Source organism: Nostoc sp., from assembly GCF_036917755.1.
Lineage (GTDB): Bacteria > Cyanobacteriota > Cyanobacteriia > Cyanobacteriales > Nostocaceae > Nostoc.
This window is the reverse complement of sequence record NZ_JBALFC010000115.1, coordinates 1-16,623: the sequence shown is the minus strand read 5'-3', so window position 1 is coordinate 16,623 and position 16,623 is coordinate 1. Positions and strand designations below refer to the sequence as shown.

The following is a 16,623-nucleotide window of genomic DNA, read 5'->3' as shown; positions in this document are numbered from 1 at the left end:
GTCTTATTTAGCAACAGAAAATCCCAGGAACAGTTTCCTCCATTAAAAACTTTGTAGCAAAGGGTACTGGTAGAATCTCAGAGCAAATTCAGCCGGGTGCATTTTACCGAGTTTTTATCAAAACATTGTAGGAATAACAAAACCCTGTGTCTTTACAGATGGGGAATTGAACAACAGGCGCAAATCAAATGAAAATCAAAAAGACCAAGTAAAAATAAATAACCTTTTTTTTAGCTTTTTGCTTTAACTGAGTGCCTGATTTGCTGAAATACTTATGTTTTATCTATTACTGGTAATAGGTCATGGTTTAGCAGCCAGCTACCTGTTACCAATTACCCAGGAGCAGGGGAGCAGGGGAAGCAAAGGGAGCAAAGGGAGCAAGGGAGCAAGGGAGCAGGGAGAGAAGAATTAATAACCAATGCCCAATGCCCCATGCCCCATGCCCCATGCCCCATGCCCAATGCCCAATGCCCAATGCCTATTTAGCAAGTCCGTGTTCTAGAGCAAAGCGAACTAACTCTGTACGGCTACTAGTGCCAGTTTTACTAAATAAACGGCTGACGTACTTTTCTACATTGCGGACGCTGGTTTCCAAGCGACGGGCGATTTCTTTGTTCATCAACCCTTCAGCAACCAAATTTAGAACACTTTGTTCTCTGGGAGTCAAATCAATTTTGAAAGGAGCTGGCGATTGGGAAATGGCATTTCTTTGAGTTAATAATGCCTTAATTTGGGCAATCTGATTGGCTAGTTCAGCAATATCAGGGGTTTCAGCGTCATCTCCCGTACTTGCGGACTTAGCGGCGCGGCGGGCGACCAAATTTTCGACTATAGCCACCAGTTCATCGGGATCGAAAGGTTTGGGTAGATAGGCATCAACACCAGCATGATAGCCTTGGATGCGATCGCCTGTCATACCTTTAGCAGTTAAAAATACTACCGGGAGTGCTTGGAAGCGGGGGTCTTCTCGCAGTTGCTTCAGGAACTGATAGCCATCCACCTGGGGCATCATCACATCGGAAATCACTAAATCAGGTGTATTCATCTGCATCCATTCCCAACCTTCAAGGGCGTTACTGGCGACTTGAACGCTGAAACCGCTCTCTTGCAAATAGTCTTTCACGGCTTCCCGTATACCTGGTTCATCATCCACCAGTAACAATTGTGCTGACATTTGAAATTTCCTTGAGTTTTCCTTTTTCCAATTTAGCTAAAGTTGACAGTCATTGAACAAAAGGAATAAGGAAAAAACCCATTGCTTCCTAACACTAGTAAAAAGAGCCAAGACACATCCGCTCCGGTTTGGCGCTAAATCCCTGTTTGAAAGAACCCTTACCACTGAGGATTTGCCATAATTAATGCCTCTGCTGCCGAACTATTTAATGGAACTGAGAAAAAATATCCCTGGCCATATTCACAGCTCAACTTTCTTAGAAGTGCTAGTTGCTCTTTTGTCTCTACTCCTTCAGCAAGCACATTCACACCCAGCTTGTGTGCCAATGTAACAATTATCTCAGTAATTTCTAAATTCATACTACTAGCGCCGATTGAGCTGATGAAAGAACGGTCAATCTTCAACACACTAATCGGAAAGTTATAAAGACGACCTAATGAGGAGTAGCCTGTACCAAAGTCATCAATTGATAACTCAATCCCCATCTCTCGAAGTTGTAAGAGTGTGGCAGTTGCCTGATCGCCATTTTCTACAATTACGTTTTCAGTAATATCTAGCGCTAGAGTACCAGCATCAAGACCAGTTGAGTGCAAAATTCGCCCAATCTGCTCAATCAAATCCGGTTGGGAAAATTGCTTCAGGGAGAGATTGACACTGATTTTCTCTAGGAAGTTGAAATGATGGCACATCCGCCAAGCTTGCATCTGGCGACAGGCTTCATGTAACACCCAGTTGCCAATAGAGAAAATTAGTCCAGTTTCTTCTGCCAGGGGAATAAAATCTGCTGGATTAAGCAGACCACGTTCTGGATGCTGCCAACGCAACAAAGCTTCAAAACCTAAAATAGAGCCATTCGTGAGTGAAACAATCGGTTGGTAATAAACTCGAAACTCAAGGCGTTCAATTGCTCGGCGCAAATCGCTCTCTAACTGCAATTTCGCCAGAGCATTAGCATACATACCTGAGTTGAATAGCTCATAACGCGCTCTGCCCAGCACCTTAGCTCGGTACATTGCTGTATCAGCATCCCTCAAAAGGTCTTCTGGCTGTTCATAGTTTAATGTCGAACTCAACGCGATACCAATACTTGCCGTTACGAACACTTCTTGTCCGCCAAGGTCAAAGGGTAACGCCAGTTCCTGTTGAATCCGTTCAGCGACTATGATCACGTCTGATACATCTTGAATTCCCTCAAGCAGGATTGTAAATTCGTCTCCCCCCAGCCGTGCGGCTGTATCTATGGAGCGTACACATAGTTTTAGCCTACTTGCAGTCGCAAGCAGTAATTGATCTCCAATTAAGTGTCCAAGACTGTCATTGATCGATTTAAAGCGATCGAGGTCAATAAACATTACAGCTAATAGATAATCTGAATGCCGTTTTGAATAATTGAGCGCATGTCTTAGGCGCTTCATAAATGCAGCCCGGTTTGGCAGACCCGTCAGTGCATCGTGAAAGGCCAGGTGCAGCAGTTGTGATTCGGCTCGTTTACGCTCTGTAATTTCAGTCAGCAATTTCTGATTTGCTTTTACCAATTCCTCTGTGCGTTCCGCCACCCGTATTTCTAATTGATTGTAAGCTGTGTGCAACATTTCTTCGGCTTGTTTGCGTTCACTGATGTTGCACAGCAGCCAACGCCAGCCAAGCTGCTTCCCCTTAAGGTCGTATACCGCAGTCGCTTTCACACTAGCAGGGAAAGGCTTTCCTTTCCGTGGTTGTAGGTTAATTTCCCAGTTCAGTAGCTGCTGCAAATTGTTCATCTGAGAGCTAAAGGACTGGTGGTCTTCTTGAGCAATAAAGATAATTAATGGTTTACCTACTAGATACTTTTGCTGAACACCGAGCAAGGTTGCTGCTGCATGATTAGCCTCTTGGATTGTCCCAACGGTATCAGTTACCAAGTAACCATCTGGAGCGAACTCAAACAAATCTTGGTAACGTTGGCGCTCTTTCTCTACTGTCGCTCGTGTTCCCTCTAACTCTTCGGAAGCTATCAATAGTTCTTCCATTGCAATGTTGAGTTGCTCGAAAGCCTCTGTTATGATCTCTTGTTCTGAGTTTGGCTTAGTTCCATTGGATTGCAATAATCCCTGTACCTGTGAGCGCAATTTTTCTACCTGTTGGCCAAATCCATCGACGTTCATGTTGCTTAACTTACAGAACTATGGAGCCTAGTTGTAAATGAGAAGGGCAATGCAAGCAAAAATAAATGCCGAAGTACTTTAGTGCTTACTACAAACTCTTCATTACTAGCATAAATGATCAATTATCTTAGCATTCTCTGGCAGCTTGGTATCTCGTTGCCCAGCAGCACGCGCTCTAGCAGTGAACAAACCAATGGGAGTATTTAATAAATCTACAAGGGTGGCTTTACCCGCGATCGCATTTTTAATATCCCTTGGTACTTCCTTCAATAACCAACGTACCAAACGATAGCCATATTCTTTGGGTGTCATCTCTGGCATCAAATCGACACCGTGCAGTTCGTGGAGATAGCGATTTGAGCGTCCATAGCGCCGCCATTGACTTTGCAGTTCTTGAAGTGTAGCACGGTGGCGGTGTCGAACGATCGCATTCGGGGCAAATTCCAAACGCCCGATGTTTTCCCCCAAAATCCGCCAGCAAATGTCGGCATCGCCACCAGTGGTAAGATAGGGACGAAATAAACCCGTTTTTTCTAAGGCCAGGCGGCGAATCGCCAAATTAGCGGTTTGACCATAGGGACGAAAGGGATGTCCAAGGGTATGCTTTTGTGACAAAGTTTCTTGGCGGTCTGCGTGTTGTTCTAGCAGAGTTGTGCCTGGTAGTGCCAAAATTTCACCAGCGACAATTACCACTTCTTTGTTGACAAAAGGCTCAATTAATGCATCTAACCATTGCGGTTGTGGGCGACAATCTGCATCGGTAAAAACGATAATTTCACCCGTAGCGGCGCGAATCCCAGTATTACGAGCAGCATAGGAGCTTTGAATTTGGGTTTGGCTCAACGGGTGAATTGTAATTGGGCAATTTTCGGCAGATGTTTTGAGAATGGTGAGAGTGCGATCGCTACTATTATTGTCCACCAACAAGTATTCTACCCGGTCTTTTGGGTAGGTTTGAGACAACAGACAATTGAGCAAATCTGGTAAATCCGCCTCACCGTTATAAATAGGAACAACCACCGACACCATTGGTAAAAATCTGGTGGCGGTGGTTGCATCAACTGGCTGATGATTCATAAATCTGAGATTTTGGAGATGGGATTACTAGCTAGTATTCCCAAACCAAAATCCTGGAACGGTATATTAAGCAGTTTTCATAGCTCCAAAAATCTGGATTTGGGAATACTACTATATCACTCGCGCCAATCTAAAATTTCAGTTTATCGGCGCGGCTCATGGGTCGAATCGGCTGATTTGCTGGCGGCTGGGCAAAGTTGTTATTGGATAAAATTGCGATCGCCCGGGCATATTGTGGATCACTCTTAGTGCCGATTAAATCTGGATTAGAAGCCAACTGACGCTCTTGTGCCTCTGTCAAGTCTAGCTTGATATCTGGCGTAATCCCTTTGTGGTTAATATCCGTTCCCGCAGGGGTGTAGTAATGGGCAATGGTGACAGCCAAGCCGGAACCATCTGCAAGTTCATGAACTGACTGTACTAATGCCTTACCAAAGGTTTGACCACCTACGACTACCGCCCGCTTATTATCCTTGAGTGCCCCTGTGAGGATTTCGCTAGCACTAGCTGAATTACCATCTACTAAGACCGCCAAAGGACGATTTGTCAGAGCAGTGCGATTGGCTTTACTTTCCTCACTGCTGCCCACACGGTCTATTGTCTTGACAATTCCGCCGTTATCATACCACATTCGGGCAATTTCAATGCTCGCCTGCAATAACCCGCCAGGATTTCCCCGCAAATCCAAGACATAAGAATCAACTTTCTTGCTGTTCAAATCGCGGATGGCTCGTTGCATTTGGTCTGCGGCGTGGGCGCTAAATTCCCGCAAACGGATATAGCCAACGCGGCGATTCCCTTCTTGTCTGAGGGTATAACGTACCGTTGGTACTTCAATACTTGCCCTCGTCAGCTTGACATCAAAAGCATTTTGCCCTTGCCGTGCCAGTCGTAGCTTGATCGGAGTACCCGCTTTGCCACGAATTAGCTTGGAAGCGTCATCCACTTTCATCTTCAGAGTGGGTTTGCCGTCAATTGCTAAAATTTCATCGCCTGCTTTGAGTCCAGCTTTCAGTGCGGGAGAATTTTCTATGGCTTCGACAACAGTGAGTCGCTGAGTTTTTGGGTTCACTTCCATGCGAATGCCAATGCCAGAGACTTCCCCAGATGTTTGGCTAGTCAGGGCTTCAAACTGTTTGGGGTCCATGAACCGAGTGTAAGGATCTCCCAACTTTTGTAAAGCTTCGCGGATGGCAGTATAAGCTTCTTCACGAGAAGAATAGTCTTTGTTCAGCAGGGTTTGTCTGGTTGCTTGCCAATCTTGTTGATTAAATTTAGCATCAACATATTCATGATTCACCACTTGCCATACTTGGTCAACTATCTGTTTTGGGCTGTCTTGTAGGGCTAGAGCGGCACGGACACCACGAGTCCAAGCGGGGCCAAATACAGAGATAGCAGCAGTAGTGGCGATCGCTCCACCAATCAAGGCTACTTGGAGCGGAGAGTAACTTTTCGCAGATTGGTTCATGTATATCAGTTGGAATAATTGTGTTGTTGACAGTTTAACAATCAGCCTTTCCAGAAAATTTTAAGTTTTTATACCCCAAACTAAGCTATGCTCCCTTCATCATTTTTATCGTTGAATGATGCCGAAAATACTGCATTATTAACAACCATTTCTCAGTTTGTTAGACTTCTTCGGAAGGCTATACTGAAGGTGTGACACTTTGTTCAGCGTCATGTTTGCACTTCTTGATTACTTTTATAAGATAGCACTTTGATCACTCAATTGCAGCACTGTTAGACAGCCATTAAATCATGTTTTCTTACTTAAGTCATGAAACGCAAATTTACCATCAAATCATTAATTTGTATTAAAAAAATATTTGCTAATCTGTGGCAATTGTTACAAAAACTAACTGGTGGATTGTACCTTGTCCTGGGTGCTTGGCTGATTTTCACTACTATAACCTTAGTTTTTGCTTATTCGCAGCCAGTAGATGCCTTCTTTGTGCTTGGTGGCAGCATTCGTCGAGAAATTTATGTCGCCCAACAAGCAAAACAATACCCGCAAACCCCAATTTTAATTTCTCATGGTTCCCCAGATCCTTGTATACGGTTAATTTTTCAGCCGGAATTAGTAGATTTACAAAACGTTTGGTTAGAAAAGTGCGCGAATTCTACCTTTGAAAATTTCTATTATGGTATCCCGATTCTGCGGCATTGGGGAGTGCATAAAGTCATGTTGATTACCTCGTCAAGTCACTTACCCAGAGCCAAATGGATGGCACAAATTCTTTTCGGCGCTCATGGTATTTGGGTAGAGTCAGAGATTGTTCAGGAGTTGGGTGTTCCTGGTAATCATGAATCTTGGCCTAAAACTGCATTAGATTTAACACGCAGCCTATTTTGGGCGTTTTTAAGTCAAATTATTCAACCGCAATGCTCAAATGTGACAAGACTTACTGAAGTAGATATGCAAGCTTGGGAAAATCGAGGTTTTCATTGTGAACACCAAGGGGGGGTGGGGAGATAAGGTACATGGGGATCTACCAGAAGACTATAATGCTACTCCGTTTTTTGATAGCATGATAACCGTGTCATCATGCTAATTATGATAGTATTATTTAAGGATCAAGGAACCGAAGATATTTTTGATGGTAATGACTCAAAGGAAGCTCGAAAGCAATGTCCTATATACTGTTGGGAAATTGCACGTAGAAAATTAGATCAACTTAATGCAGCGTTATCTCTAGATGACATTAAAGTTCCACCGGGTAACAGGTTAGAAGTACTAAAAGGTGAGCGGAAAGGTCAGCATACTATTCGGATTAATGACCAATATCGAATTTGCTTTATATGGACACTCCAAGGTGCATCAGAAGTTGAAATAGTCGATTACCATTAGGAGATAACAACAGATGAGAATTCCAAAGTATAGACCCCCATCACATCCAGGTGAAATATTACTTAAAGATTTCCTAGACCCAATGGGAATAACTCAAAGAGAACTTGCAGATGCACTTCACGTTCCTTATCAGCGAATAAATGAGCTTGTAAATCAAAAGCGAGGTATTACACCTAGTACGGCAATCAGGTTATCAAAATTTTTTGGAAATAGCTCAGAGTTTTGGTTAAATCTCCAACAAAATTGGGAACTTTACCACGTTCTCAAGGAAGAAGAAGAGGAACTAAAAAGTATTTTGCAATTCCGAATCACGAAGTAGCGATCGCCTGGAAAATTAAACGATATATTTGCATAAAAGAATCGCAATTGGGCGTAGTTTAAGAACATCTCACTTTTATAAAAATAATTTAGCGATCATTCTGCACGAAATGCGACACTTAGCAGACTTCATCTCAAGCTATAGTGAATTTGGTTATTGGGCTGCTATCAAGGGTTGTAGTCCATGTAACTCGAATACTTCAACCCAACCCAATCTTCATGTTCAGTAAGACCAAACTTGTACCCATATCCAACATCCCAAAAGCAAAACATATATCGTTGAATTTGTTGGAAATTGTTACGCATGAATTGGGTAACAGGTTTTTCTGATGAACCTCCATCATACTCCACCTTGAAATAGTAAGAATCGTCATCAAACATCTTTCCTGCTTTTAAGGCAAGTTCGATTGCGATCGCTTCCTCAGAGGACATTGTGCAAAAAATTTGGTGGTTGTAGAGGACCTCATCGTAATACCCGTAACACTCTATCGGCTTTAACTTTACAAGCACTTTACTAATTTTTTCATGTATGTCTCGTGCGACTGGCTTCATCGATTGACAGGCAGTTAATGAAGCAAGTTCTGGATGGAAAGAGTTCGTGTATCGATCCCAAACCTGATCGGGAACCGTAGGTGCAAGGCAGATCCACTCTAAATCTGAAGTTTGACTAACGATGATAAAAATCTTAAATTCTTGTGCCCTAGAAACGTTAAGCTCTGATTAATGCTGCAAAGACTGTAGGCTCTAAGGTTTTGTAAGCTGCTTTTGAGAAAATAAGCTAGAGCGTTGTAGTACTGGTTTTGCTCTGATTGCAAATAAGGACTCCAGGAATCATCTTTGCGCTCACGCCGAGAAGAAGCGTACTTATATCCAGGATACTCTTTTGGGTCTGTTGGCATCCCCCGACGTGCTATCCCTTTCCATGTTGCGATGTCTACGACGGGCTACGCCTACGGTTGATTTAAATCAGAAGTTTGAACAAAGCCTTCTGACAATAATAAATTCCAGCAATTGAGTTCTCCCCTATTTTCTGCATTCCAGACAAACGGCTGACGATTCTCTTCATAATTTCTAAGCCGACTAATAAGGTGTTGCGTTTCTGGGTGCATAAATCATCCAAGTGTAAATTTGTGCATTAACGTTGTAATTCATAGTCATTTCGAGTATGATTTATATATAAATTCGTTATGAGTATGAGTTACGATGTTCTATGAATGGGCATCGCTTGACTAAAATATACTGTGGGCAATCTGAGTAACTTAATGGAGAGCTTCTTTACCCATGACTGAACCCCAAAATTTGACAACTGCTGATGGTATTCCTGTTGCCGATAACCAGAACTCACTGACGGCTGGATCGCGTGGGCCTGTATTAATACAGGATTTCCACCTCCTAGAAAAGCTGGCTCATTTCAACAGAGAACGTATACCTGAAAGAGTTGTTCACGCTAAGGGTGCGGCGGCTCACGGCACTTTGACTATTACCAATGACATTACCCGCTACAGTAAAGCTAAACTTTTTTCTGAAATTGGCAAGAAAACGGAAGTTCTTCTGCGCTTTTCAACAGTCGGAGGAGAAAAAGGTTCAGCAGATGCCGAGCGCGACCCTAGAGGTTTTGCCATCAAGTTCTACACTGAAGAAGGCAACTGGGATCTTGTCGGTAACAATACCCCTATTTTCTTCATCCGCGACCCGCTCAAGTTTCCTGATTTCATCCATACCCAAAAGCGTAATCCCCAAACCAATTGCAAAGACCAGAATGCAAAGTGGGATTTCTGGTCACTCAGTCCAGAATCGCTCCACCAGGTGACGATTCTGTTTTCAGATCGGGGAATTCCGAAAAACCATCGACACATGGACGGCTTTGGTAGCCACACCTTCAGTTTGATTAATGCTCAGGGCGAACGCGTCTGGTGTAAATTTCACTTTAAGACTCTGCAAGGGCATCAAACTTTGACGGAGGAAGAATCGGCTAAGATTAAGGGCGAAGATCCGGATCATGCAACTCATGATCTATTTGAAGCGATCGCTCAAAAAGATTATCCTAAGTGGCGGATGTGTATTCAGGTGATGACAGACGAGCAAGCGTCAAAACATCCAGATAATCCCTTTGACTTGACAAAAGTTTGGAAGCACTCAGAATATCCTTTAATTGAAGTCGGGATATTAGAGCTAAATCGGAACCCTGAGAATTATTTTGCCGAAGTTGAGCAAGCTGCTTTTAGCCCTAGTGCAGTGGTTCCTGGTATTAGTTTTTCTCCAGACAAAATGCTTCAAGCTCGCATCTTTTCTTACCCAGATGCTCAACGGTATCGCTTGGGTGGTAACTATCAGCAACTACCCGTTAATCAGCCTAAATGTCCAGTAATGCATTATCAACGAGATGGCTTTATGGCATCGGGGAACAACGGCGGTAGCGTTCCTAATTATGAACCGAATAGTGCTGAGGGTACGCCCAAAGAAAATCCAGCTTATGCAGAACCGCCTAGTCATTTGGGCGATGTCACAGTTGATCGTTACAGTCATCGTGAAGGAAACGACGATTACACCCAAGCAGGTGATCTGTATCGATTACAGACTCCTGAACAGCAAGAACGTCTGGCAAAAAATATTGTCGGTAGTCTCTTTCAAGCGAGGCAGGACATCCAAATGCGTCAACTTTGCCACTTCTTCCGGGCAGATGTTTCCTATGGTGGTCGTGTAGCTAAGGGGTTAGGTATTTCAATTGATCCCTCAATGTTTTCTGCTACTGCTCAACCTGTAGGTAACTGGTAGCCTCGTAGTTTCGTAGGGTGTGTTATGCCGTAGGCTAACGCACCAAAAACCTGGATGCTGGGTTAGGTACTTAAGCTAGATTCAGATCCCCGATTTCTTGAAGAAATCGAGGATTTGATATTAGTTTCCATCCGCTTTAAATCGGGAAACGTTACGCGATAATTTTGAGGTTCAGTACATTTTTGATAATTTTGCTAAAATTTTAGAAAGAGCTTTCCTAAAATAATCTTTTTCTCAGTTGAATAAGTATTATCTACTTACTCTGATATAAAGAAAATTCATTTGATTAACTTACAAAATCATTGGAGGTAATTAAAGATGAAACTAACAGCGACAGACAAAGGTTTATTAATTCCTAAAGAACTATTGGGAGAAAGCCAAGAATTTGAGATTATTCAAGAACATGGAAAAATTATTATTACTAGCATCAAACAAACATCTTCTATTTGGGATTTAGGTTTAAATCCTGTGGAATGTGAGGTAAAAGATGGTGCAATTAACCACGATCGCTATCTCTATAACCCATGATAAATATCTACTTTTTAGATACCAGCTATATTTTAGCTCTGGAGATCAAAAATGAAGATGATCATCAAAAACTATTACAAAATTGGGCTAGTTTAATAAAATCAAAACCTTTTTTAATAACAACAACATACATTTTTGATGAAGTTGTTACTTTTTTTAATAGTCTAAACCTTCATTATAAAGCAGTTGAAGTTGGTAATCGGTTATTGGAAAGTCCTGATATAGAATTAATCGAAATTGATCGAACTCTATAATCTTTGTCTGCTTTGGCGTAATAATGCAAGACTTTATCAGTATTAGCTCTGTGTTTATCCCAGATTTTACCTATACGCGAAACTTCGCATAAGCTCTGTACATTTAGATTTTGTTGGAACTTATCTTGAGACGATATATTAAAAGCAATAAAGTTACTGTCTGAGGCTTGAGCAGACACAAAATTACCAAATCAGTTTGTATCAACTTCCCAAATTAACGCAAGTTAGACAGTCAAGCCTCAGTAAAAGTATTTAGGTAAATCAGATGTGATGATAATTCCTAATTATTACCCCATCCCTAAATAAGATTTTTTGTCTCCATTAATAAACAATGATGTAACTACTCATTAATTACGAATTACGAATTACGAATTACGAATTAGTAATCTCATCGGGTACTTCAAACTTGTAACCATAGCCCCGCACAGTTTTAATAAACTCCGGTATGCTGGTATCGACTTCCATCTTCTTACGCAACTGACCAATATGCACATCAACTACCCGGCCATCTCCTACGTAGTCGCAACCCCAAATTTTTTGGATTAGTTGTGGGCGACTCCAAGCCTGATTAGGATGACTTGCCAAAAAATGTAAGATATTAAATTCCAGCGCTGTTAAAATCAGAGGCTTATCGTTAAGTGTTACCTCTCGACCCTCTGGGTTAATTGCTAGCTGCTTGAAGATGATACGTTGTGATGGGGAGGGGTTGATGTAGCGTATGCGCCTCAAAAGAGCTTCTACTCTAACTTCAACTTCTGCCAGACTAAATGGTTTAGTCATGAAATCATCAGCACCTGCGCTTAAGATTTTAATTTTATCAGCCTCGTCAGTCCTACTAGTTAGTATCAGCACTAAAACATTAGTACGACTTTGCATTTCTTGGCAGAGGCTATAACCAGTAACATCCGGCAAATTCCAATCCAGAATCACTAAAGCAGGGTTGAATTGCTCAAACAACGATAAAGCAGTCTTACCATCTGCTGCTGACTCTATTTGATATTTCCGACTTAAAAAACGATAGACGAGATTTCGCACCCCGAAGTCATCATCAACAATCAGAATTTTGGGAGTAGTAGCACTAACCATAACCATAATGTTGCCTATTGTAGATTGGGCGATTCGCTGTTGCACCAATTTTGCTTTACGTGTTTCTGTTGAAAGTGTATTCACTCGCGTCTGTGCTGAGTGCGATCGCTACTGTAGTACTTGTATACAATTAATTTTCCATGAAGTCTATCAAAACTTCAGCCATCATAATGCTTATAAAATGTATAAGTATTGTATGATTTTTGTATAACTTTGAATTTATATTCTCTGAATTTCAACTTTTATACTTAAGATAAGTGTAATTGAACAGCATCTTTATAACCGCAAATAGTTCAGAAAAAAACCAAACACCACGGCAATTGCTACAACTTTGTCAGAGCAACGCCCTACCTGATTAATTAGGTATCTACAAAGACTCACAAACGAAGTCATAAGCCAATCTAGATTCTAAACTCCTACTTACCCAAATTTACTCTAGCCAACGGGTATATCTTCTTCAGATAGTCTACGAAAATTTGCTTAGAGTGTATTTACATATATCTACTCTCTTAAGCATATACTATACTACAAGTTTCAGCCTGAGACTATGACAAGCCAAGGACTGAGAGCATCACCAGAAGGTATAAGGGCAGCAAAAACAGCTTTAACAGACAAAACTTGGAGTCAGCATAAATTAGCAACAGCTTTAGGCATTACACGCCAACCAGTTTCCAAATTTTTTGCAGGTGAGTCGGTTTCACGCTCTTGTTTTGTGCAAATTTGCCAACAGCTAGGGTTATCTTGGCAAAAGGTTGCTGGCTTACCTGAAGATGTGGCATTTGAGGTAACTACTAAGACGCAATTCAAAGGTGCTGACCTCGATACACTGGTGCGGGAAGTGCGTCAAAAGCGCCAAGATAAAATCCAAGACCAGTGCAACATTCTGCAAATGTTGGACATTGCTCAGACAGTCCAACTGATGGACATTTACACCAATATTAATGTCTTAGAAGAGATAACCAGCCTGCAATGGCGAGAAATTTCTGACCTGTTGAAAGACTTCAAATCTGAATCGGACTTTAATCAATTCGGAGGATATAAGTGTCAGAGAAGATTACCAGGGTTGGAAGCAGTATTGCGCTACTCAAAACTGATGGTGCTGGGTAAACCAGGGTCAGGTAAAACTACATTTTTACAATATCTAGCGATTGAATGTAACAAAGGCGAACTTCAAGCAAATCGCATAGTAGCTTTTATTAGGGTGAAAGAATTTGCTGAAGATGCCAAAAGTGACAGCGAATTCAATCTATTGAACTACATCAGCCAAGAATTTTTTAGTTGCGGTGTTGAACAGGAATCAACTAAAATTCTGTTGGCTGAAGGCAAACTGCTGATTTTGCTAGATGGATTAGATGAAGTACCAGCAGAAAAGGCAGATGAAGTCACAATAGAAATTCGGAGATTTACCCAAACTTTTTACAAAAATAAATTTGTTATTAGCTGTCGAATTGCTGCCCAAAAATATAGATTTCAGGGATTTACTGAAGTTGAAGTGGCAGACTTTGACCAAGAGCAAGTAGAAGTTTTTGCCAAAAATTGGTTTGTTGCAGTTGGTCTAAAATCCAGGGAAGATGGAGAAGCCATAGGAAATTTATTTATTAATCAGTTACATCTTCCAGAAAATCAGCATATCCGAGAATTGGCAATCACTCCATTACTGTTGCACTTGATTTGCTTAGTGTTCCAAGTAAAAGATGAATTTCCTTTAAATCCAGCCAAGTTATATGAGCAAGCACTGAATATTTTGCTGGTAAGATGGGATGAAGTCAGAAGAATTAAACGCGATCGCATTGCTCATAATTTAACTTTGGGAATTAAGAAAAAACTGCTTTTTCAACTTGCAACTATCACTTTTGAGCAAGAAGATTACTTTTTTGAACAAGAAAGAATCCTGCAACTTATTGCTGACTATCTAAAACCCTTACAAATAGATAACGAAGCAGCGATCAAAGCAATTGAGGTACAAAATGGGTTATTGGTGGAAAGGGCACGAGGAATTTACTCTTTTTCTCATCTAACGTTTCAAGAGTATTTCACGGCTCGAAAAATTGTTGAAAGTTACCCAAACTATGCTTTAAACAATCTGGTCAATCACCTAACTGAAAAGCGCTGGTGTCAGGTATTTTTGCTAACTGTTAGTATGTTGCCAAATGCTAATGAAATATTACAGTTAATGAAGCAAAAAATTGATTTGCTAGTGGCTAGTGACGAAAGATTACAATATTTTCTAACCTGGCTGCATCAAAAATCTAGTTCAGTCTCTACCCGCTACAAAGCAGCAGGGGTTCGTGCCTTTTACCTCGTTTGCGTTGAGCGAAGCTGTTGCGATAGGTATAACGCGTTTGTCTATACTTCTGGTTATGACCTTGAGTGCGCTCTTATTGGTAACATCGCCTTTGACCCTGATCTTATACTTGATGAGTTTCTATTCAGTACTATTGCCTGCATTAACGAGCTTGACTTTGCCTTTGAGCATACCCTCAACGATGCCCTTGATCATGCACATGCCCTGGTTATTGCCTTTGATAAAGCTATTGACCTTGTTGTTGATCCTAAATTGAAGCAAGTGCTGCAAAAACTCAAAAAACAACTACCAAAAATAGACAGCAATCCAGAGAAATTTAGGGACTGGTGGCAAGCTAAGGGTAAAGCCTGGGGTGAACAATTAAGAGCTATGTTGATTAAGTATCGCAATATTGGTTACAACTGGCAGTTCAATGAACAGCAAAAAGAATTGCTTCAGGAATATTACGATGTCAATAAATTGCTGGTAGATTGCCTTAATAGCGCTGCTTGTGTAACTCCAATAGTGCAGCAAGAGATTGAGGAGACATTATTGTTAGCGATCGCAGATATTGAAAATGTACGCAATTCCTGTATTAATGGCTGAATATTTGGAATTTTTAGATAATCGAAAAAATGCCTTCCGATAGTCTAAGTTGACTATATTTGCAATGTATTAAATGGTAGAAAATATTTCAATGAGCTACTCTATCTTAGGAGAGAGGTTGAGGATATTCATCCCATAGAAAGAGCAATTAAATATGCTTAGTCCGTTAAATTGCTATTAATATCGTCTCAGAGGAATAAGTTATGACTAATAATTTAGTAGGCGGCATCATTCCCCCACAACCACCAATAGAAGCACAATCTGATGTTCATGTCCTGAAGACTCGTCTAGAATGGGGCGAACCAGCTTTTACAATACTGGATGTGCGCGATCGCCCCACCTTCAACCAAGGTCACATTATGGGAGCGATGCCGGCGCCAATAGATGAATTGGTAGAGCGTGCAGTATCTTCTTTGGATAAAAGCCGTGATATTTACCTTTACGGTGCTAATGAAGAAGAAACTGCCCAAGCCGCACAACAACTGCGTTCTAATGGATTTGAGCGTGTCTCTCAACTCAAAGGTGGTCTTGCCGCATGGAAGGCGATCGGTGGTCCAACAGAAGGCATTATTGAATCAAAAACTCCCGCAGGTGCAGATGACTACAATGTTGTAGATCGGCTAAAAAATCACCAAGAAAATCTGCAAAAGGGAGGAAGTAGCGCGACAGAAGCGATTAAAAAGGGAGCCAGTAACCTCAAAGAAAATATTCAAGAGGGAGCCAGTAACCTCAAAGAAAATATTCAAGAGGGAGCCAGTAACCTCAAAGAAAACATTCAAGAGGGAGCCAGTAACCTCAAAGAAAACATTCAAGAGGGAGCCAGTAATGTCAAAGAAAATATTCAAGAGGGAGCCAGTAATGTCAAAGAAGGCATTAGTGAATCTAAAAATCCTAGAGACACTGAATGATTCCAATGTTGGCTCTTAGGCAAAAAATAACTTAGCCAAAATGTAAGAATTCAGCACCCAGGAGTCAGAAGTCAGAATTTAAAATGAATGCAGTATGATTGGTACATTGATGTATCAAAGATTTTTCTGATTCTTTAACTATTCTGACTCCTGAATTCTTACGCGCATTCCCAGGCCGAGCCTGGGAACGAGTCATTGAGAATAAAGTTCTTTTATTGACATGATGCGTTTGCCCTGCCACCGTAATGGCAATCAAAATAATCTAGAGCATCACCAGTAGAAGAGAAATGTTGAGTTATGGAGTATGATGGGGCACTTTCTGGACTTCCTTGATGATTTGACCAAATTTTCAAGTAGTAATCCTTGTTATCATCGCTAGACCATAATTCATAATGGTATTCACCTCCTATCCCCTGACTCGTTAAGTACTCAGCTAGTGCTGTATTTGATGTAGACAGAAAGCTAAATACAGTCAAAACAGGAATTACAGCTACTTTTAGTATCTGGATTAATTTCATAAATGTAGGACTTACGCAACTGGCACAAGCGATGGCGTGGCGTAGCCGCGCCAAGCGCCCAACAACTAAACTAGAGACATGGCAACGTCCGGACGTTTTA

The 16,623-nt window shown here is 41.4% G+C and carries 14 protein-coding genes and 1 pseudogene; 8 read left to right on the top strand and 7 right to left on the bottom strand.

The window, feature by feature from the left end; translation table 11 throughout:
* Positions 1–478 precede the first annotated feature (478 nt).
* From V7L05_RS25315 to ctpB, 4 genes are all read right to left on the bottom strand, one after another.
* The gene (locus V7L05_RS25315) at positions 479–1,174 is read right to left on the bottom strand and encodes a response regulator transcription factor (RefSeq protein WP_335168187.1); all 696 of its coding nucleotides are present in this window, start codon (positions 1,172–1,174) and stop codon (positions 479–481) included.
* Between the two features lie 158 nt (positions 1,175–1,332).
* Positions 1,333–3,318, bottom strand: a complete 1,986-nt coding sequence (locus tag V7L05_RS25310; protein ID WP_335168185.1) for a sensor domain-containing protein — start codon at positions 3,316–3,318, stop codon at positions 1,333–1,335.
* 105 nt (positions 3,319–3,423) lie between these two features.
* Positions 3,424–4,395, bottom strand: a complete 972-nt coding sequence (locus V7L05_RS25305) for a glycosyltransferase (RefSeq protein ID WP_335168183.1) — start codon at positions 4,393–4,395, stop codon at positions 3,424–3,426.
* Positions 4,396–4,525: 130 nt separating this feature from the next.
* The gene (gene ctpB / locus V7L05_RS25300) at positions 4,526–5,866 is read right to left on the bottom strand and encodes a carboxyl-terminal processing protease CtpB (RefSeq protein ID WP_335168181.1); all 1,341 of its coding nucleotides are present in this window, start codon (positions 5,864–5,866) and stop codon (positions 4,526–4,528) included.
* 309 nt (positions 5,867–6,175) lie between these two features.
* Between ctpB and V7L05_RS25295 the strand changes: the two genes are divergently transcribed.
* The 3 genes from V7L05_RS25295 to V7L05_RS25285 all read left to right on the top strand — a co-directional run bounded on the left by V7L05_RS25295 (position 6,176) and on the right by V7L05_RS25285 (position 7,565).
* Positions 6,176–6,874, top strand: a complete 699-nt coding sequence (locus V7L05_RS25295) for a YdcF family protein (RefSeq protein WP_335168179.1) — start codon at positions 6,176–6,178, stop codon at positions 6,872–6,874.
* Positions 6,875–6,943: 69 nt separating this feature from the next.
* Positions 6,944–7,246: a type II toxin-antitoxin system RelE/ParE family toxin gene (locus V7L05_RS25290; protein WP_335168177.1), complete on the top strand. Its 303-nt coding sequence runs from the start codon at positions 6,944–6,946 to the stop codon at positions 7,244–7,246.
* A 13-nt stretch (positions 7,247–7,259) separates the two neighbouring features.
* Positions 7,260–7,565, top strand: coding sequence for a HigA family addiction module antitoxin (locus tag V7L05_RS25285; protein WP_335168173.1), 306 nt, complete (start codon positions 7,260–7,262; stop codon positions 7,563–7,565).
* A 167-nt stretch (positions 7,566–7,732) separates the two neighbouring features.
* On the opposite strand, the gene V7L05_RS25280 is transcribed toward V7L05_RS25285, so the two are convergent.
* Positions 7,733–7,996: a hypothetical protein gene (locus V7L05_RS25280; protein WP_335168171.1), complete on the bottom strand. Its 264-nt coding sequence runs from the start codon at positions 7,994–7,996 to the stop codon at positions 7,733–7,735.
* An 849-nt stretch (positions 7,997–8,845) separates the two neighbouring features.
* Here V7L05_RS25280 and V7L05_RS25275 point away from each other — a divergent pair.
* From V7L05_RS25275 to V7L05_RS34850, 3 genes are all read left to right on the top strand, one after another.
* On the top strand, positions 8,846–10,339 hold the full coding sequence (locus tag V7L05_RS25275) for a catalase (protein WP_335168169.1): 1,494 nt from the start codon (positions 8,846–8,848) through the stop codon (positions 10,337–10,339).
* 318 nt (positions 10,340–10,657) lie between these two features.
* Positions 10,658–10,867 carry a hypothetical protein gene (locus V7L05_RS25270; protein WP_335168164.1) on the top strand — a complete coding sequence of 70 codons (210 nt, stop codon included), beginning with the start codon at positions 10,658–10,660 and terminating at the stop codon, positions 10,865–10,867.
* A complete protein-coding gene (locus tag V7L05_RS34850) occupies positions 10,864–11,121 on the top strand; it encodes a PIN domain-containing protein (RefSeq protein WP_442936983.1) in 258 nt (85 codons plus the stop codon). The genes V7L05_RS25270 and V7L05_RS34850 overlap by 4 nt, the downstream gene beginning before the upstream one ends.
* A 372-nt stretch (positions 11,122–11,493) precedes the next feature.
* Here V7L05_RS34850 and V7L05_RS25265 read toward each other — a convergent pair whose 3' ends face one another.
* Positions 11,494–12,213, bottom strand: a complete 720-nt coding sequence (locus tag V7L05_RS25265) for a response regulator transcription factor (RefSeq protein WP_335168210.1) — start codon at positions 12,211–12,213, stop codon at positions 11,494–11,496.
* A 541-nt stretch (positions 12,214–12,754) separates the two neighbouring features.
* Here V7L05_RS25265 and V7L05_RS25260 point away from each other — a divergent pair.
* Both V7L05_RS25260 and V7L05_RS25255 read left to right on the top strand, forming a co-directional pair.
* Positions 12,755–15,097 (top strand): NACHT domain-containing protein, encoded by a 2,343-nt coding sequence (locus V7L05_RS25260; protein WP_335168162.1) that lies wholly within the window; start codon positions 12,755–12,757, stop codon positions 15,095–15,097.
* 203 nt (positions 15,098–15,300) lie between these two features.
* Positions 15,301–15,747: pseudogene (locus V7L05_RS25255) on the top strand (rhodanese-like domain-containing protein); the annotation flags it as partial.
* A gap of 470 nt (positions 15,748–16,217) precedes the next feature.
* Here the strand turns inward: V7L05_RS25255 and V7L05_RS25250 are convergent.
* Positions 16,218–16,623: hypothetical protein (locus tag V7L05_RS25250; RefSeq protein WP_335168161.1), on the bottom strand; the 406-nt coding region annotated here is incomplete at its 5' end.

Coding starts and splice junctions, on each gene's coding strand:
- ctpB (WP_335168181.1), bottom strand. CDS start 5,866: ATGAACCAATCTGCGAAAAGTTACTCTCCGCTCCAAGTAGCCTTGATT.
- V7L05_RS34850 (WP_442936983.1), top strand. CDS start 10,864: ATGATAAATATCTACTTTTTAGATACCAGCTATATTTTAGCTCTGGAG.
- V7L05_RS25305 (WP_335168183.1), bottom strand. CDS start 4,395: ATGAATCATCAGCCAGTTGATGCAACCACCGCCACCAGATTTTTACCA.
- V7L05_RS25310 (WP_335168185.1), bottom strand. CDS start 3,318: ATGAACGTCGATGGATTTGGCCAACAGGTAGAAAAATTGCGCTCACAG.
- V7L05_RS25290 (WP_335168177.1), top strand. CDS start 6,944: ATGCTAATTATGATAGTATTATTTAAGGATCAAGGAACCGAAGATATT.
- V7L05_RS25285 (WP_335168173.1), top strand. CDS start 7,260: ATGAGAATTCCAAAGTATAGACCCCCATCACATCCAGGTGAAATATTA.
- V7L05_RS25280 (WP_335168171.1), bottom strand. CDS start 7,996: ATGTCCTCTGAGGAAGCGATCGCAATCGAACTTGCCTTAAAAGCAGGA.
- V7L05_RS25295 (WP_335168179.1), top strand. CDS start 6,176: ATGAAACGCAAATTTACCATCAAATCATTAATTTGTATTAAAAAAATA.
- V7L05_RS25270 (WP_335168164.1), top strand. CDS start 10,658: ATGAAACTAACAGCGACAGACAAAGGTTTATTAATTCCTAAAGAACTA.
- V7L05_RS25315 (WP_335168187.1), bottom strand. CDS start 1,174: ATGTCAGCACAATTGTTACTGGTGGATGATGAACCAGGTATACGGGAA.
- V7L05_RS25260 (WP_335168162.1), top strand. CDS start 12,755: ATGACAAGCCAAGGACTGAGAGCATCACCAGAAGGTATAAGGGCAGCA.
- V7L05_RS25265 (WP_335168210.1), bottom strand. CDS start 12,213: ATGGTTATGGTTAGTGCTACTACTCCCAAAATTCTGATTGTTGATGAT.
- V7L05_RS25275 (WP_335168169.1), top strand. CDS start 8,846: ATGACTGAACCCCAAAATTTGACAACTGCTGATGGTATTCCTGTTGCC.